Source organism: Opitutia bacterium (genome assembly GCA_016217545.1).
Classification (GTDB): Bacteria; Verrucomicrobiota; Verrucomicrobiia; order Opitutales; family Opitutaceae; genus Didemnitutus.
In genome coordinates this window covers 1073295-1095830 of record JACRHT010000017.1, presented here as the reverse complement: position 1 = coordinate 1095830, position 22536 = coordinate 1073295, and the positions used below count along the sequence as shown (strand labels likewise).

The window sequence follows — 22536 nt, the reverse complement described above, 5'->3', positions numbered from 1 at the left end:
CCGACCGAACGCTTCAGGTGAGACGTTTCACGCGGAGCGAGACGCTGCCGCGGTTGTTTTCATAGAAACCCCAGGCGTCGTTGGCGTAGGCGAAGAGGTAGCCGTCTTCGGTGGGCTGGAGGACGAGCGGCTGGGGCGTGCTTTCACCAATGAGGAAGGTTTGGTGCGGGAAGGGCGAGCCGTCGGGCGTGGGGTTGACGCCGTTTTGCGGACCGTCGTTGGCGATGGCGCCGATGAGGGCGAACCACGGCCAGGCTTCGTGGCGTTTGGTGCCGACGAAGTTCAGGCCGGGGTTGTCCTTCACCTTGTTCACGACGTTCTCGATCTTGCCGAGGACGCTGCTGGCGAGGTGCGCGATTTCGCCGAAGTGGAATTTGCGGTCGGCGGCGCCGCCGGGGCCGCAGGGGACGTCCTTGTCGAGCCATTCGCCGGTGGCGGTGAAGGTGTAGCTGGCGCCGGCTTCGAGGTAGAGGCCGGTTTCGTTCCAGGCGTTGCGGGCGTAGATGTCGATGGGCTCGCTCGTCTCGCCGACGGCGAGGGTGGCGGTCGGGTGGTGATAGGGCGATTGCGTGATCGGCGGCTTGGCTTCGCGGTCGATGGCGCTGCGGTGATAGTGCGGCGAGGTGGGCGCGAGCATCGGTCGGTTGCGCGGCCGCGATTGGAGGTGCTCGAAGCCGCCGGAGTAGGAATCGTGGAGGACGCCGCGGTGCGTGGGCTGGATTTGCGCGAGCATGTCGGGGCGGAAGGCGAGACCGGCAACTTGCGCCTCGGCGATCATCCATTGGAGCGCGCCGTCGGAGAGGCCGCAGTCGGCGTAGCCGCCGCCGACGTCGCAGTGCGCGCCGGGGAACCAGAGTTGTTTCACGCGGGCGGGGCCGGCGGGCGTGTCGGGTTCGTTGAGGATGTTGTCGTTGGCATCGGTCCAGAAGGTGGGCGTGAAGCTGGCGCGGACCTCGTCGATGGCGACGGCGTGGCGGGCGAAGCGGACGTGCGCGCCGAGCGTGGTGTCGTGGAATTGCCACTTCTGCGGGTTGTCGAAGAGGTTGAGCACGGCGAGGTCGTCAGGGATGCCGAGCGCGCCGACGGTGTCCCACACGCCGACGAACTGGATCGGCACGCGGCCGGTGGCGGGATCGACGGCGTGGAAGGCCCAGCCGGCGGGGATGCTGCCGGATTTCTCGTAGGCTTTTTCGTAGACCTGCTCGACGCGTTCCCAGGCTTCGGAGTGGGGCAGGCCGGTGAGGTCGAGGAGGCCGCAGCGACCGATGAAGCCGCCGAGGCTGCGCGCCGTGAACGCGCCGCGGCTGAAGCCGAGGAGGTAGATCATGTCGCCGTCGGCGTAGTGGTTCGCGAGCCAGGCGTAGGCGCTCATGATGTTCTTGCTGATGCCGGAGCCGTAGGCGCCGCCGGCGACGCGTTCGAGCTTCGAGCCCTCGGTGCCGACGCCGGTGTGGTAATACTTGCGCTGTTCGTTGCCGGCGGCGTCGGTTTTCGCGAGCGCGTTGTGGAAGCGGACGACGTTGGTGGGTGCGGGGATGTCGTTTTGGCGCTGGTCGGGAGTGTTCCAGGTGCCGTCGCAGCAGACGATGAGTTTTGTCATGGGCGGAGGGGGTTGGCGGAGTGAGCGCGAAACGGAGACAGAAAGGCAGGCGCGACGTGCGGTGCCGGTTTCGCAGGGAGGGGTATCGTGGTGTGGCGTTTGGCCCGGTGACGCCGGACCTGAACATCCTCGTAACGCGGGGAGACGCGAGAAACTTTCGGGAATCCACGCGTCAGCCGTGCGTAAATCGGTCCCGAAGGAATTTCCGTTGACCGAGGCGCGGCCAGTGCACTTAGTCCACCTTCCCTTGGTCACTGGAGAGGTGGCAGAGTGGTCGAATGCGCGCGCTTGGAAAGCGCGTATACCGCAAGGTATCGGGGGTTCGAATCCCCCCCTCTCCGCCACTTTCAATTGTTAGCGAACCAAGCGGCCGATCATTCAAATCGGCGCAAGTCTCTGGAATAGAAAGGGCACGCGAGTAAGTGCGTTTCAGCGGACCTGACCGAGGTTCGGTTTTTCGTGGAAAAACGAGATAGAAAATCGCACGCGCGCGAGCGCAGTGTGCGCTGCCGTTAAAATCCTTCCGTTGATTTTCGCGCAGGCTCTGCGAAGATTTTCCGCAGCAAAACGTCGCTATCAAACCGGATCAGGCCGCCGGTTTCCCGACGAGAAAAGGAGAACCCAATATGCCTGCAATCTCAGCCCCTGTTACGTCCGTTTCCACCGGTTCACTGCCCGTCGGAATCTATGCCCGCGTCTCAACCTTCAACCAAGTCGGTGGGCGCTTTGACTCCTGCGAAAGCCAGGCGGTCATGTGCCGGGATTACCTGAACAAGCACGTCGCCGTCGAAGGCTGGCACGAATTCATCACCCTTACCGACGCCGCCTACTCGGGTGCCAACCTGAACCGCCCAGGGATGCAGGCGCTGATGCAGCACATCGAGAGTGGTGCCATCAAGGTGGTGCTGATCTTCAAGCTCGAACGGGTGCTGCGCAGCACCCACGAGTGGGTGCCCTTCCGGGCCTTCCTCCGCAAGCATGGCTGCCGGCTGGTCAGTGCCACGGAGGACATTTCGGACGAGACGCCCTCGGGCCGGCTCAAGAACAACATCGTGATGAGCGTGAACGAGTATGAGCGCGACAACACCTCCGAGAAAATTCACCTGAAGCTGGTCGAGCAGGCCAAGCGCGGGATGTGGACCGGCGGCAACGTGCCCTACGGCTACACCTACGATGCCGAATTGCAGGGCTTGAGGCCGCTGCCCGAAGAGGCCGCGGTGCTCCGCCGCATCTACGAGCAGGCGGCGCAGCTCGTCTCGCTGACGGACATCGCCAACGCCCTCAATGACCAAGGCCTCCGCACCCGGGCGCGCATCCGCCAGCGCCGGGACGGCACCAAGTATGCCATCGGCGAAAAGCGCTTCCGCACGGACATTCTGCGTCGGCTGATCATGCGCCCGCTTTACGCCGGCCGGGTGCGGATGCACGGCATCGAATACCCCGGACAGCACGAGGCCATCGTGGGCCAGGAGCTGTGGGAGCGGGCCAACGCGGCGATCACCCAGGCGCTCCAGCCGGCCCGCTGCCGGCTGCGCGCGCGGGACAAGAATTTCCATGTGCTCAAGGGCATCGCGGTCTGCGGGGGTTGCGGCCGGGCAATGGTCCCGAATGCCAGCGGCAAGAGGGACCCCTCGGGCCAGCTCTACCGCTACTATACCTGCGGCCACGCCCACAAGGAACGCGGAGACGCCCGCTGCCCGGTGCGGCATGTCTCAGCCTCCGCCCTCGAATCCGCCGTCATCGGCTTTCTTGCGGAGTGCAGCCAGCACCCCGATGTGCTGCGCACGACCTCCCTGCAATCCCAACGTCGGGCCGAGGCGGAGCGCACTCCCCTGCGGGCGAAGCTGACTGAGTTTGATCACTCGCTCGCCGATCTGACCCAGCAGTTGCGGCATTGCGCGCAGGCCATTGCGCGCGGCGGCATTGATTTCCTCGGGGACGAACTGCGGCAGGAAGCCGCGGTCCTGCACCAGAAAAAGCAAACTCTCATGGTGGAGCGCGAACAGGCTCGGCAGGACCTGGCGGCCTGCGAACAGCGCTCCCTCGACCCGGAGCGGGTCCGCCGCTCGCTCGCCCGGTTTGGCGAACTGATGCCGACCTTGTCGCCCGAACAGCAGCGGGATCTCCTCTTGCTCTTCCTGGAGCGAGTCGAGGTGCGGCCGGCGGTCAAGCCCGCGCCGGATGCCTGTGCGCGGCACATCGAGCTGCGGCTCAAGGTGCGCGTGCACCGGCTGATCGAGGGCATGGAGGAGCGGCTGGTCATTGACGCTGGCGACCGCGGGGCCTTGCCGACCGTTGCGGCAACCCGGCCGCTGCTCCTGCAAACCGAGGTGGCGGTGCGGCAGGCCGGCGGCGTGGCACTCCTGAGCCCCTTTGCCCGGACGCTTCTCACGTCCAAACGGGCGGCGGCCCCCAAGCCTGCCCCGTCGCCGGTCCAGCACCCGCTGCACCGCGCTCGGGCGTGGCAACGCCGGTTGGAGGCCGAACCGAAGCTCAAACGGATCGAACTGGCGGCAGCTGAGGGACTGACGCCGGGGGCGATCACCCATTGCATGAAGCTTCTGCAACTGGTGCCCGCCATTCAGGAGCGGCTGCTCAATCTGAGGACTCCCGCGGAAATGCGCCGCTTCAGCCTGAATCAGATGAAGGCCCTGGCGGAGCTTCCCCCGGACGAACAGCTCCTGCGCTTCGCCGTGTTGGAGAACGCCTCTTAATTCGCGCTGAATTCGGACCGCAGCCGGTAACACGCCGGGCGGCTGCGGTCCTCGACCCGGCACAAGCCCGCGGCGCACAACCGAGCGAGCTTTTGGGCGGCGACGGATGTGCTCACTCCAAGGGACGTCGCTGCCTCGCGGGCATTTGTGCTGCCGGCCACGCGCAGGTGCATGATAATCCGCGCCTCCAGCGGATCGGTGACGAGTTGGGTGAGATCAAGAGCCGCGAGGTAGGGATCACGGACCGATGCGCCCTGCGATGTGCTGACCGACACCGCGAGCTGCCGCTGCTGCTGCTCACGGCGGCCGATGGCGATGGCGAGCAATGTGCCGATCCGGTCCAGCACCTCCTCGTCGCTCAGACGGTCAAAGCGTTGGGTGTCGAGATAAGGCACCTTCCGATTGCCACCGTCCGAGTTCACAGGCTCATCCGCGGACCCTGACGCGGTGTTGGAGTGGATGGGGATTGCTCCGGTGCGTGGCCCATCTGGGGCGGCGGAACGGTGATCTTCCGGCCCGTCGTCAGGATTTCTTTTTGGTCAGCGAGAACCGTCTTCACCTCCGCCGCCTTCTCCGCAGAGACGCCCGCTTGCTCGGCATAATACGGCCAGAGCGTGATGGCCTGCGCCACCTGCTCGGTCACGGCGCGGACCACGCGTGCCTCAAGACCGGCATCCTGCGCCACGCTATGCAACTGGGTCCAGCCGGGGGTGCTCCACACGCCCGCGACCGCCATGCCGCGCATCGACTGCCTCTGAGGCGAAACGAAGGTGACATCAAAGGCCGGCGACAGCGTCCACTGGCCGTTCCGATACAGGAAGGCGTGGTTCTTGCCATGGTCGTCGCGGTTGCTGGCCACGACGTTGAACACCATTCGCCGGAAAGCCTCCGTGACCTGCGCCATGTCGCGGGTGAGGGTTTTGGTGATGAGCAGCAATTCGCGGTAGTCTCCCTTGTCGGGGTCGCGGTGGGTCACCCCCGCGTAGGAATGGACATGAATCGCCTCGTCTCCGTCGCGGTCAAAGCGCCTGACCCCGAAATGCCGCCGGAACCCGCCGGCCTGGTCGTAGACGGTGAAGAGTCGGGTTTCCGGCATCGCAATGCCGGCGGCGCGCGCCATGGCGGCATACGCCTGCTCCAATGGCGCGACAATGTTCTGCTCGCTCAGATCGAACTTGATCAGCCAAGGAGTGTAGCCGGCCGGATAGCGGTTGCCCCCGTAGACCACCTCGTTGGCGGCCTGGTCATTGACGCCGACCAGGACCTTGGGGTGCGCCCCGCCGGCCGTGCCGCCGGCCTCGAGCAGATGCGGCAGCACCTTGCCGGCAGCCCCCGCGACCGCCTCGCGGGTCTCGCGTTCGAGCACGAGAAGTTTGGTCTGCTGCACGGCCGGCCGAGGATCCGCCTCGGGCCAGGACGGCTCGTAGGTCAGGGCGCCGATGCCCCGCTGTCCGACGTAAGCCAGACGCATCAACCGGGTGACGTCTTTCGGTTTGATGCCTTTTTCTGCAAAACGCAGCTCCATCAGCCTGGCCCCCCACGAATCAGGCAATGAATCCCAAAAAAGCCCGGGCAGGCCATCGAAGGCCTTGCCGTGATGGTAGAGCGTGCCGGGCTTGCGGGCCAGATGCAGCGGGGAAAGTTCATGACCATTCACGAGCCAAGCGGGGTCATACACGAAGTAGACCCGGCCGTTGCCCTCGTCCAGTTGGCCGACCCGCTGTCCGTGGTAGGATACGTTAAGCATGTTTGGTTTTTCGGGCACGCTGCCGCTTCGGCACATGCAATTCGGCTAGCGTGCGCGGTGCGTCACTCGGCGCGCACACGAGGTCAAAGTCCTGCAGATGATCCAGGATGGAAAGCACGCGCAGCAAGCGGATCAGGGCAATCTGACCAGTCTGTTCAAACAGCCGATAGGTAGCCGGGCGCAGTCCGGCCCGCCGGGCCAGTTCGTTCTGTGACCAGCCCAGTTGCAGCCGCGCATCGCGGATGCGTGCGGCCAGTTCGCGGGCAACCTCCAGCTCTGTTTTTAATGCTAACATATTGGTAGTAGAGTCAAATTAATTGGTATATCAAACAAATAGTTAGCAGTTATTGATTCAATTTGGGTCACCTTGGCCCCGGGGTTAAGGCAGTTGCATATTTTGCCGTTGGATCGGGTTCAGGCGAGCACGCACCGCGAACACTCCAGGCAGGAGTTGTGCGCTAAATCCACCGGAGGTGGCTTGTATCTGGCTCCACCGAGTCCCTCGCCTCAAGGTGGCTCTTGCGCGAGGAGGTATTTCTCCAACGCAACAGCAAGCGGTTGCAATTCCTGCTGGGCGATGTTCCAGACCGTCGGGAAATCGACCCGGCCGTCGGGATGAGCCATGCGGCTGCGGAGGCTCCGAGCCTGCTGGATTGAACCAGCGGGCATGTTCGCCACTGTCGCCGGGGCCAACTTCTGGGCAAAGTCGTCGATCATCGTGAGCCGGAGAACGACCGCATCCTGAGTTCTGGGATCATCCAAGAATTGGACCAGCGTCAGTCCCTGCAAATAGTTGTCGGCCAAGCGGGCCGATTCCAGCAGGTCATGCACATAGGCTCGGTCGTCTTTGGGCGATCTAGCTTTCATAGATGATACGGCGGTCGCGTTGAATCGATGCCTTGCGATAGGGGTTCGTCATTTCTGCTATGGTTTCGTATGTCAGCAGGTGCACCGGAACGCCCAGCAGCTGGGCGCATTCCTCCTCCATGGAAACAATCTCCAGGCCGGGGTGATGGGCGAAAGTGGCGATCAAGTCCACATCGCTGCCCACCGCGGCATCACCGCGGGCCACGGAGCCGAAAATCTCGAGCCGGGTGATGCCATGATTCCGGCAGAATGGTGGCACGTGGCGAATGATCTCTGCCAGTGGTGGGGGTGCGACCTGTCCTCGTGCCTGCGGCGGGACCGGCGGTGGCAATACCAAGTCACCGGCACGTTGGATGCGGGGAGGAGACTCAGGCTTGGGGTTCGAGCGAGGCATGAGCGAAAGGGATGGTCTGCGCTGGCGCTGAAAATCACAGCACCTGCACCGGCCAGCGGCCGGCCCGTTCCGTGACCCACGTCACCGTGCCGGTCGCCGTGTCGATGATGATGTGATTTGGGATCGCGGCCTGTTCGTCAAAGGTAGGGTTGAGCGACCAGGACGGACCGCACCGGCCTCGCCATGATTTCGGTTTGTGCAGGTGTCCCGACAGGACGATCCACGGTGGCCGGGCCGCGGTGGTCAGCGCTCCGGCCAACAGCCGGCAGCCGTTGTCGTTCCCACCGGTCCCACCCATGCCGGTCGCCGCCAAAGCCGGCGGAACATGGTGCAACAGAATCCATTTCCCTTGAGGAGCCTGCGGCCAGACCGGCGGGAACCTGAAGGGATGACAGAAAATGTAGTAGTCGCCGCAATAGGCCCCCTGGCCGTCGACCGTGACCTCAGGCCGCCCCATCTTGTCCAGCCAGCCGCAATGCGCATCCGTGTCCACGATCCCATCCGCGTCCCACCAGTCATGATTGCCGGAGCAGACGAACAACCGGCCGGGAAATTCCCGCAGCCAGTCGCGCACCCAATTGGCCTGGTGCCGCAAAGGGGTTTTCGCGGTGCCGAACATGTCCAGCAAATCACCCGACAGGCAGACGGCATCGTATCCGCAAGCCTGCGCCGCCACCCACTTGAACCAGTGGGTGCGATAATGCAGATCGAGACGTGCAGCAGTTTCATGGGGACGGGGGCAGACCTCGGGCGTCATCAGCCGGTTCCAAGCGGTCAAAATCTCGGGTTACCAAGCTGAGGGTCCAAGACGTTGGCGAGGCGCGGGAGCAAGCGCGTGACTCACTTCCGCCGCCTTGAGTATCGGCACCTGCGCCTGGTCCGCGAATTCCCGCCAACGGGCGACACTGGCCCGGACTTGCTCGATAATGCCCTCGGCCTGGCGCTGGGCGAGGCCTTCGTTTTTGGCCAACGCCAGCAAATGCTCCACCCCGGCGGCCCGGCGCTCGCCTTGGATTGCCATGCCCCGCTCGGGCAGTTGCTGGGCGCTGGAGAAAGTCAGGTCATAGGCGGGTCCGAGCTGCCATTTTTTGCCCCGATACAGAAACCCATGGTTCTTGCCATGATCGTCGCGATTGCTGGCAAGCACATTGAACGCGGCCCGCCGGAACGCGCGCCAGACTTCGCCCTCGTCCTGCGTGAGGCGCCGCGCGACCCGCAGAAAAGTTTCATAATTCAAATCGCCGCCGCCCACCTGCAGCATGGCGGCGAGGGTGTGGTGATGGATGCGCTCCGCGCCCTCGCGGTCGAAACGCTTCACCGTGAAATGCCGCCGCACATTGCCGTCCTGCTTGGTTTCGAGGAGCCGCGTCTCGGGCATCTCGACACCGGCCGCCCGCGCCATCAGGGCATAGGCTTCCTCCATCGGTCCATGCGCATTGTCGGGGCTGGTGTCGAACTTCACGAGCCAGGCGTCATGGGTTGTCGGCACCTCCCCGGCGCCGGCGAGCGTGCGAGCCGAGCCTTTCCGCGACAGTGCGATCAGCGCCTTCGGCCGGGCACCGCCGGCGGACGAGCCCACTCCCGCCAAGACGTTCAGGTCGATTTCTCCGGCCTGCTCCGCCCGCATGGCCGCCGCTTGCAGCGCGTCCAAGGACACGGCGGTCCAGGGATGCTCGGAGGCGTCCCGCGCCGGTTCATAGGTCAACGCCCCCATGCCGTGGGCGCCGACAAAGGCGAGCATCGCGAGTGGCGTCACCTGGTGCTCGGCGGTCCCCTGCTGCCGAAACCACTCCAGCATCACGCGCCGGCCCCACGCATCGGGCAGGGAATCATCAAACAATCCGGGCAACTTCTGGCCGCCCCGGGTTTGGACGCCCGGCCGCAACGGCAGATTGAACGGGGACAGTTCGTGGCCGGTGGCGATGAAGCCGGGATCGTATTCAAACGCCAGGCCAGCCGACGTCTCCGCCAGACGGCCCACTCTTTGCCCGAGATACCTGACAGTGATCTGGCTCATGGGCGTTTCCGGCTGCCCCGTTGCCGCGTCGGTTTCACTAATTCAGCGAGCGTCACGGTGGACAAATCCGGCTCACGCGCGATGCGGTCGAACTCTTCCAGCAGGCCCAGCATGTCGAGCACCTTCAAAAGCCGGAGGAGTGAAATCTTGCCCGTGCGCTCGAACAGGACATAGGTCGCCTCCCTGATCCCCGCCCGCCGGGCCATTTCCGCTTGGGTCCAGGCGCGCTGCAAGCGCCGCGCTCGAACCCGTTGGGCGAGTTCAGCGGCGACTTCCGGAGCGCTTCTTAGCGATAACATAGCAGCGACTATCGTCATATTATGCCGTTAGTCGATATTATATTACCGTTTCTTAATCGCTAGTGAGACCCACTGAATAGAGCCCCGGCCGTGAAATTCAGCTTCCCCGGCCGCCGTATCGATGACGATGTGATTCGGCTCCAGCGCCTGGAAATCCACGCCCGGATTGAAACACCACGCCGGGCCGAGGCGGTGGCACCAGCGCTTGGGATCATGGATGTGTCCCGAAAGAACGAAGCTTCCGGCCGGCAGCTTCATGACGGCCGCAGTCACTTCGGGATCGCCCGCCTCGTGGCCCAAATCGGAGGACAGCGGTGTGCCCAGTGGCGGGGCGTGCACGAGCACCACGGCGGGTTCGGAGCCGGGAACCACCGGAACCCCAAACCAAGGGCAGCAAACGAAACGATACCCTTGGAAGATTTCCGACGTGCCATCGACGCGCACCTTCGGGCCGGCGGCCTTCTTCAGCCAACCGCCCTGCGTATCGTTGTCGCTGACGTGCTCCTGCGGCGGCCACCAATCGTGGTTACCGCTGCACACATACATCCTCCCGGGAAAATTCCCGAGCCAAGTGCGCATCCATTTGCACTGTGCTCGAAGGCCGATGCTCGCGTTCGGGAAGACATCCAGCAGGTCTCCACTGAAGCACACGGCATCGAATTGCGCCGCCTGCGCTGCCACCCACTCGAACCAGTGGACGCGGAAATGCAGATCGGAAACGTGCAGCAGTTTCATGGTCGCCGCCATGACAGTATCCTTTGGGCTCGGGTTCAAATCTATCAGCTGGCGCGAACATACAGTGCGTGGAAAAATAGGCCCGGGGCTGGGGGCGGCCCGAGCCCCCAGATAGGTGTGCCGGCCTCGAGGCCGGACACACCGTAGGCAGCGCATCGGGAGCCGATGCGCGGAGCTCCGGCGACTCCCTGCAACGCCCGCCCACTCCCCGAACCAACCCCGTCCCCAGCAACAAAGAAGCGACGAATACGGCCAAAAGCCGCGACGAATACGGCCAATCTCCGCCAAGTTTATTTTCCGACAGCATTGACCATTATCACTGGCTATTGCTGTCACAAAAATAGGCCACCACGGCTCCTCGTGCGGAGATGAGCATAAACCCGCCACGCTTCATGTCAGGGCGGCTAAGGCGTTTCCGTCGCGGTGACCGCGCTCCATGCTCAGAACAGCCGCAGGCGTTAGGCGGCACAGCAACTCAGTTTTTTCACATCCTTGCCGAAGGAAAGCGCCGCGAGTTTGATGCCTTCGCCGAGCGTCAGATAGGGATGAAACGCCGTGGCGAGCGATTGCACGGTCAGGCCGTGGCGGATCGCCAGGGCGACTTCCATGAGCAGTTCGCCGCCTTCGGGAGCGAGCACCCGTGCCCCGAGGACCTGATCGGTCTCGGGGTTCCGAATCAGTTGGATGAATCCGCGGGTATCGCGCGCGGCGATGGCCCGCGGCACTTGGGCGAGTGGCAGGGTCACCGCCTCGGCCGGAATCCCCTGCTTCCGGGCTTCCGCTTCGTCGAGACCGACGCCCGCGACCTGGGGATCAGTAAAGACCACCCAAGGCAGCGCGGTGTAGTCGCGGGTGCGCCCGGCACCAGTCAGGGCGTTCTCCGCCGCGAGCGCGCCCTCGTAGGCCGCTGTATAGACAAACATGGGTTCGCCGATCACGTCACCGGCAGCGAAGACTCCCTTCGCGGGTGTAGCCAACATGTCGTCTACTTGCACAAATCCGCGCTCGTCGGTGAGGACGCCCACGGCGGGCAGTCCGAGGCTGTCGATGTTGGGCTGGCGGCCCGTCGCCAGGAGGAGCCGTTCGGCGCGAAACTGCTCGGACTTGCCTCCGACGGTCGCCTCGAAAACGACCTCGCCGTTCTGCTCGGCCACCCGTTGCGACTGCACTCCGGTGACAACGCGGATGCCCTCGGCTTCGAGGTAAGCGGTGAGCGCGTTGGTCAACTCCGGCGATTGATCGGGCAGGATCCGCGCAGAGCGTTGCAACACGGTCACCCGGGTGCCGAGCCGGGCGAACAACTGGGCGATTTCCAAGGCGATGTAGCGACCGCCCAGCACGAGCAGTGAAGCCGGCAAAGCCGTCATCTCGAAGGCCGATTCGTTCGTCAAATAGGCGACCTGCGCAAGGCCGGGGATGGCGGGAATGGCGGGCCGCGCGCCGGTTGCGATCAGCACGGCATCGCCGTGGAGGTGCTCGCCATCCACGCTGACCGTGCGGTTATCAACCAGTTTGCCCCGCCCGCGCCGAAAGGTGATATTCGGATCGTCGCCGATCACGTCGGCGTATTTGGCCTGGCGGAGCTGCTCGACCAGCTCGCGCTTCTGCCGCATGACCGCGGAAAAGTCTTCGAGCCGGCCCGACGTGCTGATGCCGGCGAACGGCGGTGGGTGTTGCGCGCGATGCAGCGACTCGGCCGCGCGCAGGAGCGTCTTGGACGGCACGCACCCGACGTTGACGCAGGTGCCGCCCATGGGCAGTCCGTCGTTGATGATCGTGACTCTGGCCCCGAGGCTGGAGGCCTTCAGTGCGGCAGCAAAGGCGGCTCCGCCTCCGCCCACGATTAGCAGGTGTTTGCCCTCGGCGCCCGAGCGGCCGGTGCCGCTTCCCTGCGTCGGGGAGGTTCGTTGGGTTGAGCAGCAGTCGGACATGGTGAGATTATTTGATGGAAGAGCGCTCGGCTTGGAATCCGGTGGCGTCGATCCGGGCGAGCAACTGGTCGCGGCTGGTGACAGCGGGATCGTAAGCTATGACCGCCCGTTTGCTGTCAAAATCAACGGTTGCCCGCTTTACGCCCGGAGCGCGTTGTAGGTTGGCTTCGATCCCGGTGGCGCAAGGCGGGCAATCCATGGACGGAATCGAAACGCTGAAGCTGGCGTCCCCGGCCGCCACCGCCGCCACAGTCGGCCGATGGGCTGCGGGCAGCGCGGGGTAGATCGCCGCCGCCAGGGCAATCAGCGTGCCCAGCCACAGGCTGAGCCGCGCCGCCTTGCCGGGCGGTCGGGCACAGGAACCGTCCGCACAGTCGGTCTTTGGCCGACGGTAGGTCAGATACCAGGCGAGTCCCAGCAGGGCGAAGGTGAGCCCGAGAAATACCGGCCGCCATTGTGCGAACCAGGCCGACGCCGCGAAACTACCCAGCCCCAAGCCGAGCGACACCAGCGGCCCCACGCAGCAGAGGGACGCGGCGAATCCGGCGAGAAGACCGCCGGCTAGGGTCCAGGAAAAACGCGACTTTTGCATGGCGACACTTATACACCCTGTAGTATGGTATAAGGTCAACCGCCCCCTTCATGACCATTGGAGAACTCGCGAAATCCGCCGGAGTGAACGTGCAAACCATCCGTTTTTACGAACGCGAGGGCCTGCTGCCCGATGCGCATCGCTGGCCGGACTCGGGATACCGCGACTTTGACGACGAGGCCCTGCTCCGGCTGCGCTTTATCCGGTCGGCCAAGGAACTCGGGTTCACCCTGCGGGAAATCCGCGAATTGCTTGACCTGCGGATTTTGCCAGGGGAGTCGTGCGCGGAGATGAAGCACCTGCTGGAGTTGAAGCTCACGGACCTCGACCGGCGGATGCAGGAGATGCGCCGCCTGCGGCGGGTGCTGAGCAAACTGGTTGTCGCCTGCCAGCACCGGCAGAAGAGAACAACCTGCCCGGCGCTGTGGGCCATCGAACGATGATTCCGGACGAGGCAAGAGACCTCACAAGGCTTCGAGAATCGCCAGCAGGCAGGAGTCTTGCGCGTCACGTCGAAGTCAGGGCGAAGCAACCTCCTCTAGCTGTCCATATAGATCAGCTGGCTGGCTGTGCATAATGAACCGCGTAGCATAGCGTGGTCGGACCGGTCGGGAAAGCGATGGCGGGTTGCTGGAGGCGGGGTCAACTCCCCGGTAAGGACAAACCGACCGGACGACCCTACACGCCGTTGAACAAGGTCTGAATAGGCACTTTCAGAGCCCGGGCAAATGCGGCCACCTCGAAGTCGCGCAGGGGCCTCTGGCCGCTCTCGATCTTCGCAATCTGTGGCTGGGATAGCTATAGGCCGTGTCGGGCTTGGCGACCTGCCATGTCGTCATGGGTGATCTTGGGCTTGGCCGCCATCCGGATGCGGTGGATATTCTGACCGGTCACGTTCTTCAGACGGCGGGGTGACGTGAAAGGCGCTGATATCTTCGTCACCGATCAATCTATTTCCAGCTCGTTGGCGACTGCGGCCATGAACCGATCCACTGGAACTTCAAAGATTTCACAGAACTGAAACACGGTTTCCAAGCTCGGGCCTCTCTCCCCTCGTTCAAGCATACCGATCATGTTGATATGAAGGTCCGCCTTCTCCGCCAACTGTAGCTGGCTCCATTTTCTGCGCTCCCTGTGGGAACGCAGGACGCGACCGAATGCTCTGGGTATGGTCTGACGCAAGCGTTCATCGTAACGAAAAAGCACATATCTATATACACACTGTGAGTGTGTTTTTGCTTGCGCCACACCTTGTCCCAAACGCATATCACCTCCGCAAATCCGGTGATTTATGATAATGAGTGTTTCAGAACCCCAAAAACGACTGCTCCACATCCTCTGCGCCGAAGACGACCGCTTCTTCCGTGAAGCGGTCACGGGCCTGCTGGAGTCGGCGGGGCACCGGGTGTGCGCGGCGGAGAACGGACACGCAGCCTGGGACATCCTGCTCGAGGAAATGGACCGCATCGACGTCGTCATCACCGACCATCGGATGCCCGGATTCACCGGGCTGGAACTGGTCCAGCTTCTGCGCCAGACGACCTTTCGCGGGCGGATCTACGTCTATACGTCACTGCTGAAACCGGAGGAGGAACATGGCTATCGTGGCCTACGCGTGGACGGCATATTCTCCAAGAACATCGCGCTGGCGGAACTGCTGCGGGCAGTCGAAGATACCCGGCCGGCGGTCCCCTCAAAAATTCTCCAACCGATCTCCCGCACCCAGCCCTAACCTTCCCCTGATCTTCCTCCTTTGCGGTTGATTCCGATTGGTTCAGCCGGAAACTGCCGACACCGCACGCGCCGGGCCAGCGTAGTGTGGTGTTCCCCAAGATTGTCATGGCCCAAAATAATCGTCCCCCAAACCCCTCAACCGGAGATGGCCCTCTACAGGCCATGATCGGGGAACCGCAACCCGCCGTCGGGACCGACGGTAGCGGAGTGCCACCAAGAGCAGCACCGCCCCGGACCCTGTTGGTGGTGGACGATCTATCTTCGGTCTGCATCTCGGTCGCCTATTACCTGGAGGTCTGCGGTTACCGGACCTTCAAGGCCGATTCGGGCCTGGCGGCATTGGAAACTTACCGCCGGGAGCAGATTGATGGTGTCCTGCTGGATATCCAGATGCCGGGGATGAACGGCTTTCAGACCTGCGCCCAATTGCAGGCGGTCGCACGGGAGACGGGCCGACAGCTCCAGGTCTGGTTCATGACCGGCATTCATTACCGGGAACTCGATGAGGACTGCGCCAAAGCGGGCGGGAGGATGGTCTTCCACAAGCCTTTTGAGTGGACGCAACTGTTGGCTGAACTTGAGCAGGGTCTTGCCCTGCTCCCGCCGCGCACGGGACCTGACGCGGAAGCCCGGTCACCCTCGTCCTGATGCCATCGTCTCGCGACGCGCGCACAACGGGCCGGCCGTCCCGGGGAGCGCCCCCGGGGCGGCCACAATTTCCCGGCGTGATCGTGCGGCTGCCTTTCGATCTGTTGTCTCATCTGGAAGGAACGGGAATCGCCACCGGTTTTGGCCTGCGGTCTTGCAGCGTCAAACAGCACACGGTCGTCGAACTGGGGAGGAGCGAGGCGGAGGATCTGCTGATCTTGCTCCAGGCCTTGGCTGACGAGCTTCGGTTGCGGTGCGAGCAATGGCGCAAGCATGCGTCCAAATCGCCGATCCCGATCAAGCGGCGCACCGCCACGGAGCAGAGGATGCAAGGAATCGATGCCGCCGTTCGGTTGATCAGCGTCGCATTGGTGGAATCGCCGCCCCACAAGAAACAGGGCTAACGTGTTCTCCAGTCGGCGGACTCAGGTCGGCGCGGTCCTGCTGGTCCGGCCAGCCTTTTGTGGCTGAGTTTATCGTCGCGTTCACTCCGTCGAGCGTGCGGCAGGTCAAAGGTTTAGTCAGGCGCTCATGCGTTCGCTTCCCGGAGGATTTCGCGTCCACCGTGCAGGACCACCGCGGCAATCGCGGTGCCCACGATGAGGTCCGGCCACCGCGAGTCGGTGACCGCCACCAGCACACCGGCCAGGATGACGCCGGCGTTCGCGATCACGTCGCTGCGGGAGAATATCCAGCTTGCCCGCAGGTGCACTTCGCCGTTCCGATGCTTCGAGAGCAGTTTCAGGCCGTAAGCGTTCGCTGCCAACGCCACCATGGAGACGGCCATCATGAGCGTCGAATTCGGCTCGCTCCCGTAAATGGCCCGCCGCGCCACTTCGACGAGGATGGAACCGGCGAGCACCACTTGGAAGATGCCGCTCCAAAAGGCCGCCCGGTGCTTGGTCATGGCGGACCGCCCGATCGCGTAGAGTCCCGTGCCGTAGACCAAGGCGTCGGCCAGCATGTCCAGTGAGTCAGCCATGACGCCCGTCGAATGGGCCAGCAGTCCGACCACCATTTCCGTCACGAACATCGTGCCGTTGATCGTAAGCAGCCGCATCAGCACTTTCCGTTGCTCCGCGTCGCGTGCCTCGAAACTGCATCCGCAATCGCTCATATTCGAGCGTCTAGCTCCGCTGCTTAATCAACGCTGTCAATGGCCTTATTATCTACCAAATGCAGCCTCGCAGAGCCGTGCGTATGGATGCTCCCACCCGGGCAAACTGCGGGTGGTCGGGGTCGGCCGCGCCCACGCGCCGCAGGTGCGGTGGGCGCGAGCGCCAGCGGGCCGCGCCCCGACCTCCCGCAGTCGTTCCCGGCCATCGCCGGCCGTGAAAGGAACACGCTCCCGGAGGACGGAGAGCGCTCGCGCGGAGTCCGACGGGAGGGTGTTCCCAGTGCCGGCCCGCACCGCCGCTGGCGAAAATCGCCTCCTGTGGTATAATACCGGTCTTTTGCAACCCAAGATGCCCAGAGGATTCAACTCCTGGACCCAAGTCCTTTCGGATTGGGCGGTGAGCCGCGTTTGGCGGGCTACGAAGATTCCGCCCTGCCTTGAAGGCCGTCCGGAGCTGGCGGCACCCTTCGTCACCGAGATCAGCGCGGCAATTCGTCATCGGCAACTCCACCGCTGGGTCGGCCGGCTTGACTTCGCCCAAGAGCGAGTGACTGAACCCGCCTTCGAGAAGGCTGGCGGCCCGGCCTATCAGTCGCTCCGGGACGAAATGGAGTCTGCCCAGCACGCTTATTTCTCAGAACGGCGCGCCCAGTGCCCAGGAGGCGCCGATGAATCGGAAACCGTCGTGACGCTCCGCAACAGGATGGAACAATTACAGGCCGCCTTCGTTGAAACGCAGCGCCAGCACAAATCTCATGTGGAGGATATCCGGCGTAAAACAGCCAAGGCCTTTTGGGCGACACGCGACCCACGCGTGATCACGGACACCTGTTTTGCCGATGAACCCACGCACGCGGTGGCCGCACGTCTGGCGCGCATCCATCCGCCGTGGTGGGGTGCCTTTCACCGTCGGCTGCAACAAATCTTCCTGCACGGTCATCCGGCCGAGGGGTATCTGCTCGACGCGCTGCCCGGCCTTCGCCGCGAGGGCACCAGACGGTCCAAACTGAAGTTGGAAGGAACCGTGGCCCTTTGGTGGGAAACCAACCAACACCGCTGGGGGTGGTATGCCGCGAAGGAGCCACACTACCGGATGCTGGCGAAGCGAAGCCGTAAGAAGATCCGTGAGCTGGTCCGCTGGTTCAACTCGACAGCCCCCGGCTACCTGTCTGACCAATCCGTGCGGGTCTCGCTTCATGCCGCCCTGACGGAACGGCTCCGCGAAGCCGATCCATGGTCCGTGCCGGCCCCGGATGGCCGATCCATGTTCGCCTGGAGCGAACACGGATTGAACTGATGTTCGCTGTGCGCGCTCCTCCTGGGGTTCGTGTCCGTTAGGCTGGTGGGGTGACGATTACCTTTTCCTGTCCGCTCTCCGTTGCTGCGCTCGTGTTACAGGTCCCAGCTCCTGCCTCGGCCTGCCGCCGGCGCCAGGCTTCCAATGGCGTTTCGCCTGGGCGGATAAACCTCGTGCCTTGTGGCACCGGATCATTGGCGCCACCGCGTGCCGGGCCGGGGTGCGGCGTGGGCGTGGCGGCTGGAGATGCCGGGGAGGCAGCGACCCGATCCGCTGGTGCTACCGGGGCCAAAACTGGCCCTGCGGCAACCGGGTTCGTCGGCGTGGAGATGGCCCCGATTCGCGATCCTCTCACCGGCTTTTGCCGCCGGGACCGCTTGGCCGGTCTGCGGCCTAATTCCCGTTGGAGCCACCGCCGCATGGTTTCGCGGCCGATCTCGATACCGATCAACCACAGGCCGCCGACCAGCGACTCGGCCGATTCGCCGGCTTGGGCCAACCGCAGCAATTCCTCGCGATGCGGTTCCAACTGGGCGGTCGCGTGGTTGCGCGGGTGTCGCGCCTGGGCCACGGCTTGGGACAGCGTGGTGGGTCGAGTGGTGGCAAGCGGGGAGTGGATGGGCAGCGACATGGTGGTGAATGGGTCACTGTATGCGTGGTGCTTGGGTAGCGCAAGGGGAGCGCCTCGGGCGCAATCTAAGCGGCAACGCTTGGACGTTGGTGTCATTCCTCATTGTTTTCTTTTGGTTTTGGTCGGTCAGTGGTCTGGTTATTCAGGTTTCGTTGTTGATGTGAGTTTCAGATGGATGAGTTGGTGGAATGTCTTCGTTGCTTCATCGTGTGAGTGTTTTGTCTTCGGTGAGTGTTTGGAGTGGTTGAGTTCAGGTGTTTTGAGCGATATTTGTTCGATCAGTTCGGGTTGGGTTTCCGGAGGTGGGGGATGCTGACGATTCGTATGGTGAAAGGCTTCGGCAAAGCCCTGGGGGAATACCTCCGGCAAGCCGACTACTATGCCCAAGGCATGAAGGTGGAGGGCCACTGCCAGGGGCGGCTCTGCGCCGCCGTGGGGCTCGCCGAAGGAGCGGCGATCACTGATGAGGCGTTCGAGCGTATTGCCGCCAACCGCCACGCTCTGACGGACGAACAGCTCACCGAGCGCATGGCCGCCGGCCGGCGGGCCGGTTACGATGCCGTGTTTAACGCCCCCAAGTCGGTCTCGATCCAAGCCTTCATCGGGGGAGATGACCGGCTGATCGCTGCCCATGAAACCGCGGTCCGGAAGGCTCTCCATGAGCTGGAATCCTTCGCCCGGCACCAGACCGGTCGGGGCCTGAACAAGCGTCATGTCGCCTCCGGTGGCATCGCCGCTGCCGTCTTCCGCCACGGCGAAAGCCGGGCGCTGGACCCGCACCTGCATTCCCACTCCTTCGTCTTCAACGTGACGGCAAGTGAGACAGGCCGACTCATGGCCTTGGAAAGCTCGGCCATCTTTGAAAACACCCGTTACCTGACGGAGGTTTACCGCAATGCCCTTGCTCGGGAAGTCCAACGGCTCGGCTATGCCATCGAACGCAGGGATCACGGCTTCGAACTGGCCGGTGTATCTTCAGATTTACTCGAACGCTTTTCAAAACGGGCGCAGCAGCGCGATGCCGCCATCAAGGTCCGCGAGGTCGAACTTGGCCGCGAACTTTCCCGCGATGAAATTGCCCTCCTTGTTCGAGAAAACCGCGCGGCTAAGCAATATGAGCTGACTCCGGATGAGGTGCGCCAAGGCCAATTGGCCCAAGTGAACGAGGGTGAATTGGCGCAGCTCCAGGCCCTCAAAACCGGAGCCCTTTGCTCCGGGCCGCCCGAGAGGCTTGCCCTGAGCGAAGCGATTGCGCGCGCGGCCGAACATCTGTTCGAGCGCCGCACGGTCGTTTCCGAGCAGGAATTCACGGCCACTGTGCTCCGGGAGGCTTACGGCCAGCACTCATTGGAGGAGGCAAAGGCGGCCATTGCGGTCGATGATCGCCTACTACGGGCGGAGGGGCAGGTTTCCACGCAGGCGGCCTTGGACCTCGAACGCAGCCTCGTGGACCGGCTCAATGCCGGGGTTGGTCGTCATGACAGTGGCTTCGGGTTTGTGGCCTACGCCGAAGGCGGCCATCTCACACGCGAACAGCGGCAAGCCGTGGAGCAGGTGCTTGATTCGAGGGACGTGGTCACAGTCCTCCGAGGCCGGGCCGGCACAGGCAAGACCCAGACTTTGGCCACCCTGATCGAGGGCGTCACCCGGTTTGACTGCAGGATGGCCTGCTTCGCCCCAAGCACCCAGGCCGTGACAATCCTGCACGAGGACGGCCAGCGACAGGGCGCCGCCGGTCATTCCGGCGCGGGCCATGTCTTGGGCGGTGCGCACACCGTTCAGCGATTGTTGGTGGACGAGAGCCTTCAGCAATCACTCAAGCGCAGCGTGTTGGTGGTTGACGAATACGGGCTGCTTTCCGTCCGCCAGTTGAAGCAATTGGTGGACATCGCCGAGAAGCAGCAGGCCCGGTTGCTCCTCGTGGGCGATTCCGCCCAGCACAAGAGTGTCGAGGCTGGGGACGCCGCCCGGATCATCGAGCGGGAAACGAGGGTCCGGGTTGTGACCTTGAGCGAGGTCCACCGACAGGCCGTCAACCCCGCCTACAAGGCCGCGGCGGAGGATCTGGCCGCCGGTCGGGTGGCGGCCGGACTCAAGCGACTGGACCGCATGGGAGCCGTGGTCGAAATCGAAAATCCCGCGCTCCGCCGCGAGCACATGGTTCGCGAATGGTTTCAAGCCACGCTGGAAACGAAGTTGGTGCGCACGGCTACCGGACAGGCTGAGCGCGCCAAGACGGCCTTGATGGTCGCGCCCACCTGGACCGAAATCGACCAACTGAACGTCATCGCCCGGCACCGCCTGCGAACCAATGGACAACTCACGGGCGAGGACCAGAAGTTCGTGGCGCTGCGGGCGAAGGACTGGACCCACGCCCAGCAGAAGAACATTCGCAACTACCGGCCGGGTGACGTGCTGGTGGCGCACAAGGACACCAAGCATTTTTCGCGCGGCGACGAATTGCGCGTGCTTCGCAAAGAAAAACGTCGGATCATTGCGACGCGCGGCACCACTGAGCTGTCGCTATCTCCCTGCCAATCCGGACTCACGTGGACGGTGTGCGAAGAGCGTCCCAATCCTGTCACGGCCGGCGACCGGCTGCGGCTCCGCTCCATCGCCCGCGTTGAATCCCCATCTGGGCAGATTCGTCGGTTGGCGAACGGAGCCGTGGTGATGGTTCAGTCCGTCAATGCCGCCGGTCAGATCGTGCTGCAGGACGGCTCCACCCTGCATACCCGGCAGGTCGCCTACGGCTACGCGCTAACATCGCACGCTTCCCAGGGCGTCACCGTGGATAAGGTCTTCCTCGCCGGCGCCGCTTCCCGTGAGGGTCTTTATGTCGCTGCTACCCGCGGTCGTGAATCGGTCCGAATCTTCGTGCCTGATCGCGAAGATTTTCTCGATGCGGCGGGCCTGCGATCTGAAGCTCGCACGAGCGCGTTGGAATTCACCAGATCATTCCGTCCCGATCTACGGACCCATTTGGCCCGCGCTTGGAATTACCTACAACAGGTGCGTGCGCAAGTCGTCGATTATCTCGTTGCCCAACCGGATGTCCGATTTCTGCCTCCGCCAGAAATCCATCGCATCCCGGTGCGGGCCGTGGAGCGGGTTTGTTCCCATGCGTCGGAGGACTATTCACCGGGTCACCGCCATTCCGAAGCCCCCGACCAAGGCATGCGCATGCGCTTATGAGCGGACTAAAACCCAAATTCCCGGGCGCAGACCAACCCCGCAATCCCGGTTGTCTTGTCACCCAGGATGTCCCCGCCGTTTGCTTGCGCCTGAAGTCCCACCGTCAGCAGATCGCTCTGCCCTATGCGCTCCTGCTTCGCGCCGAATTATCCGAGGACGAGACAAATTGTGTGGTCGTTTTCGCTGCCCACGAAGTCAGGGTGCGCGGCCACCACCTAAATGCGGTCTACCTTGCGGTCAGCCAAGGCCTGGCCGCGCAGATCAGCATCGGAGATTCCGCCAGGTTTGCGGAGGGTGACAAGTTTCTCGGGCCCCTTGTTACCGACGTTCGGGTTGAGCCGACCGATGAGTCGGGCCGTGCTTGCAGATAGCTAGGGGTGTGTTTGCAAAATGGCGGAACCGGTAATGAGGACAGGAGTCAGAGCGGGACCATGTTCTGTTCAGATCGTCGGATGATCCCGGAGCCGCGGTGGGCGCGGCTAAAAAAATTGATCTGATCGCAGTCGTCGCGCGACTGCTACAAAATGTCCCACTCGACGGCGACGACGGGGTCGACCACCGAAGGACGACCGGCTGATGCTCAGCGCTATCCTCTTCGTGTTGCGCACCGGTCTGCCGTGGCGGGATCTGCCTGAGCGTTACGGACCGTGGTCCTCGGTCTATGCGCGTTACCGACGCTGGTGTGCCAGTGGGCTGTTCGCCCGGATGCTCGCGGTGCTGGCCAAAGACGCCGCGGGCGAGTTGCGGCAGAAACCGGTGTTGTTGGAGGAACGCGCCCCACTCGTCATCCAAGAGGACACCGTTGGTCTGAAAGGCGTTCTCGATGGTCTTCCCGTTGGCGTATTGGGCCTGCAGGGCGGTAGCGGTGCGAAAGAAGTCTACTCCGAGCAGCGTCGGTTCGCCGCCCAGCCAGGCGAAGCTGACGACCGGGCCAGGCTGTGCGGCGATGTAATCCCGGACATACGTTTCCAACCCCTCGGGCTTCATGCGCATTCCGCCGACGTCGGTGTAGAGTTTT

21 protein-coding genes, 1 tRNA gene and 1 pseudogene are annotated in these 22536 nt (G+C 63.6%); 9 read left to right on the top strand and 14 right to left on the bottom strand.

Annotated elements, in window-relative coordinates; translation table 11 throughout:
- Positions 1-13: 13 nt before the first annotated feature.
- On the bottom strand, positions 14-1600 hold the full coding sequence (locus HZA32_20565) for a DUF2235 domain-containing protein (protein MBI5426476.1): 1587 nt from the start codon (positions 1598-1600) through the stop codon (positions 14-16).
- Between the two features lie 256 nt (positions 1601-1856).
- Between HZA32_20565 and HZA32_20560 the strand changes: the two genes are divergently transcribed.
- Positions 1857-1944: transfer RNA gene (locus tag HZA32_20560), tRNA-Ser, on the top strand.
- 282 nt (positions 1945-2226) lie between these two features.
- Positions 2227-4314: a recombinase family protein gene (locus HZA32_20555; protein ID MBI5426475.1), complete on the top strand. Its 2088-nt coding sequence runs from the start codon at positions 2227-2229 to the stop codon at positions 4312-4314.
- Here the strand turns inward: HZA32_20555 and HZA32_20550 are convergent.
- The 11 genes from HZA32_20550 to HZA32_20500 form a co-directional block, all read right to left on the bottom strand.
- The gene (locus tag HZA32_20550; protein MBI5426474.1) at positions 4311-4709 is read right to left on the bottom strand and encodes a hypothetical protein; all 399 of its coding nucleotides are present in this window, start codon (positions 4707-4709) and stop codon (positions 4311-4313) included. The two genes, HZA32_20555 and HZA32_20550, sit on opposite strands and share 4 nt — an antisense overlap.
- Before the next feature lie 23 nt (positions 4710-4732).
- On the bottom strand, positions 4733-6061 hold the full coding sequence (locus tag HZA32_20545) for a type II toxin-antitoxin system HipA family toxin (protein ID MBI5426473.1): 1329 nt from the start codon (positions 6059-6061) through the stop codon (positions 4733-4735).
- Positions 6054-6356, bottom strand: coding sequence for a helix-turn-helix domain-containing protein (locus HZA32_20540; GenBank protein MBI5426472.1), 303 nt, complete (start codon positions 6354-6356; stop codon positions 6054-6056). Before HZA32_20540 ends, HZA32_20545 begins: the two co-directional genes overlap by 8 nt.
- A gap of 212 nt (positions 6357-6568) precedes the next feature.
- On the bottom strand, positions 6569-6928 hold the full coding sequence (locus tag HZA32_20535; GenBank protein MBI5426471.1) for a DUF86 domain-containing protein: 360 nt from the start codon (positions 6926-6928) through the stop codon (positions 6569-6571).
- Positions 6918-7322, bottom strand: a complete 405-nt coding sequence (locus HZA32_20530; GenBank protein MBI5426470.1) for a nucleotidyltransferase domain-containing protein — start codon at positions 7320-7322, stop codon at positions 6918-6920. Before HZA32_20530 ends, HZA32_20535 begins: the two co-directional genes overlap by 11 nt.
- A 34-nt stretch (positions 7323-7356) precedes the next feature.
- Positions 7357-8079: a metallophosphoesterase gene (locus HZA32_20525; protein MBI5426469.1), complete on the bottom strand. Its 723-nt coding sequence runs from the start codon at positions 8077-8079 to the stop codon at positions 7357-7359.
- Between the two features lie 30 nt (positions 8080-8109).
- A complete protein-coding gene (locus HZA32_20520; protein ID MBI5426468.1) occupies positions 8110-9339 on the bottom strand; it encodes a type II toxin-antitoxin system HipA family toxin in 1230 nt (409 codons plus the stop codon).
- Positions 9336-9656 carry a helix-turn-helix domain-containing protein gene (locus HZA32_20515; GenBank protein ID MBI5426467.1) on the bottom strand — a complete coding sequence of 107 codons (321 nt, stop codon included), beginning with the start codon at positions 9654-9656 and terminating at the stop codon, positions 9336-9338. Before HZA32_20515 ends, HZA32_20520 begins: the two co-directional genes overlap by 4 nt.
- Before the next feature lie 24 nt (positions 9657-9680).
- The gene (locus tag HZA32_20510; GenBank protein ID MBI5426466.1) at positions 9681-10373 is read right to left on the bottom strand and encodes a metallophosphoesterase; all 693 of its coding nucleotides are present in this window, start codon (positions 10371-10373) and stop codon (positions 9681-9683) included.
- A gap of 458 nt (positions 10374-10831) precedes the next feature.
- The gene (gene merA / locus HZA32_20505; protein MBI5426465.1) at positions 10832-12304 is read right to left on the bottom strand and encodes a mercury(II) reductase; all 1473 of its coding nucleotides are present in this window, start codon (positions 12302-12304) and stop codon (positions 10832-10834) included.
- A 7-nt stretch (positions 12305-12311) separates the two neighbouring features.
- Positions 12312-12896 (bottom strand): cation transporter, encoded by a 585-nt coding sequence (locus HZA32_20500; protein MBI5426464.1) that lies wholly within the window; start codon positions 12894-12896, stop codon positions 12312-12314.
- 50 nt (positions 12897-12946) lie between these two features.
- Between HZA32_20500 and HZA32_20495 the strand changes: the two genes are divergently transcribed.
- Entirely contained in the window at positions 12947-13339 is a 393-nt protein-coding gene (locus tag HZA32_20495) for a heavy metal-responsive transcriptional regulator (GenBank protein MBI5426463.1), read from the top strand.
- 502 nt (positions 13340-13841) lie between these two features.
- On the opposite strand, the gene HZA32_20490 is transcribed toward HZA32_20495, so the two are convergent.
- The gene (locus HZA32_20490) at positions 13842-14162 is read right to left on the bottom strand and encodes a helix-turn-helix transcriptional regulator (GenBank protein MBI5426462.1); all 321 of its coding nucleotides are present in this window, start codon (positions 14160-14162) and stop codon (positions 13842-13844) included.
- Between the two features lie 31 nt (positions 14163-14193).
- On the opposite strand from HZA32_20490, the gene HZA32_20485 reads away from it, so the two are divergent.
- The 3 genes from HZA32_20485 (at position 14194) to HZA32_20475 (ending at position 15682) form a co-directional block, all read left to right on the top strand.
- Positions 14194-14628: a response regulator gene (locus tag HZA32_20485; protein MBI5426461.1), complete on the top strand. Its 435-nt coding sequence runs from the start codon at positions 14194-14196 to the stop codon at positions 14626-14628.
- Positions 14629-14876: 248 nt separating this feature from the next.
- Positions 14877-15278 carry a response regulator gene (locus tag HZA32_20480; protein MBI5426460.1) on the top strand — a complete coding sequence of 134 codons (402 nt, stop codon included), beginning with the start codon at positions 14877-14879 and terminating at the stop codon, positions 15276-15278.
- Positions 15279-15355: 77 nt separating this feature from the next.
- Entirely contained in the window at positions 15356-15682 is a 327-nt protein-coding gene (locus HZA32_20475) for a hypothetical protein (protein ID MBI5426459.1), read from the top strand.
- A gap of 125 nt (positions 15683-15807) precedes the next feature.
- Here the strand turns inward: HZA32_20475 and HZA32_20470 are convergent, their stop codons facing one another.
- Positions 15808-16395, bottom strand: coding sequence for a cation transporter (locus tag HZA32_20470; protein MBI5426458.1), 588 nt, complete (start codon positions 16393-16395; stop codon positions 15808-15810).
- 397 nt (positions 16396-16792) lie between these two features.
- Between HZA32_20470 and HZA32_20465 the strand changes: the two genes are divergently transcribed.
- From HZA32_20465 to HZA32_20455, 3 genes and pseudogenes are all read left to right on the top strand, one after another.
- Positions 16793-17692, top strand: a complete 900-nt coding sequence (locus HZA32_20465) for a hypothetical protein (GenBank protein ID MBI5426457.1) — start codon at positions 16793-16795, stop codon at positions 17690-17692.
- A 940-nt stretch (positions 17693-18632) separates the two neighbouring features.
- Positions 18633-21518, top strand: coding sequence for a relaxase domain-containing protein (locus tag HZA32_20460; protein ID MBI5426456.1), 2886 nt, complete (start codon positions 18633-18635; stop codon positions 21516-21518).
- 573 nt (positions 21519-22091) lie between these two features.
- Positions 22092-22226: pseudogene (locus tag HZA32_20455) on the top strand (transposase).
- Positions 22227-22536: the final 310 nt, after the last annotated feature.

Bases quoted from the DNA above. Each gene is read 5' to 3' on its own strand.
- HZA32_20515 (MBI5426467.1), bottom strand. From the start codon at position 9,656: ATGACGATAGTCGCTGCTATGTTATCGCTAAGAAGCGCTCCGGAAGTC.
- HZA32_20545 (MBI5426473.1), bottom strand. From the start codon at position 6,061: ATGCTTAACGTATCCTACCACGGACAGCGGGTCGGCCAACTGGACGAG.
- HZA32_20485 (MBI5426461.1), top strand. From the start codon at position 14,194: ATGAGTGTTTCAGAACCCCAAAAACGACTGCTCCACATCCTCTGCGCC.
- HZA32_20535 (MBI5426471.1), bottom strand. From the start codon at position 6,928: ATGAAAGCTAGATCGCCCAAAGACGACCGAGCCTATGTGCATGACCTG.
- HZA32_20510 (MBI5426466.1), bottom strand. From the start codon at position 10,373: ATGAAACTGCTGCACGTTTCCGATCTGCATTTCCGCGTCCACTGGTTC.
- HZA32_20525 (MBI5426469.1), bottom strand. From the start codon at position 8,079: ATGACGCCCGAGGTCTGCCCCCGTCCCCATGAAACTGCTGCACGTCTC.
- HZA32_20530 (MBI5426470.1), bottom strand. From the start codon at position 7,322: ATGCCTCGCTCGAACCCCAAGCCTGAGTCTCCTCCCCGCATCCAACGT.
- HZA32_20500 (MBI5426464.1), bottom strand. From the start codon at position 12,896: ATGCAAAAGTCGCGTTTTTCCTGGACCCTAGCCGGCGGTCTTCTCGCC.
- HZA32_20460 (MBI5426456.1), top strand. From the start codon at position 18,633: ATGCTGACGATTCGTATGGTGAAAGGCTTCGGCAAAGCCCTGGGGGAA.
- HZA32_20470 (MBI5426458.1), bottom strand. From the start codon at position 16,395: ATGAGCGATTGCGGATGCAGTTTCGAGGCACGCGACGCGGAGCAACGG.
- HZA32_20540 (MBI5426472.1), bottom strand. From the start codon at position 6,356: ATGTTAGCATTAAAAACAGAGCTGGAGGTTGCCCGCGAACTGGCCGCA.
- HZA32_20565 (MBI5426476.1), bottom strand. From the start codon at position 1,600: ATGACAAAACTCATCGTCTGCTGCGACGGCACCTGGAACACTCCCGAC.
- HZA32_20495 (MBI5426463.1), top strand. From the start codon at position 12,947: ATGACCATTGGAGAACTCGCGAAATCCGCCGGAGTGAACGTGCAAACC.
- HZA32_20520 (MBI5426468.1), bottom strand. From the start codon at position 9,339: ATGAGCCAGATCACTGTCAGGTATCTCGGGCAAAGAGTGGGCCGTCTG.
- merA (MBI5426465.1), bottom strand. From the start codon at position 12,304: ATGTCCGACTGCTGCTCAACCCAACGAACCTCCCCGACGCAGGGAAGC.
- HZA32_20490 (MBI5426462.1), bottom strand. From the start codon at position 14,162: ATGCGTTTGGGACAAGGTGTGGCGCAAGCAAAAACACACTCACAGTGT.
- HZA32_20555 (MBI5426475.1), top strand. From the start codon at position 2,227: ATGCCTGCAATCTCAGCCCCTGTTACGTCCGTTTCCACCGGTTCACTG.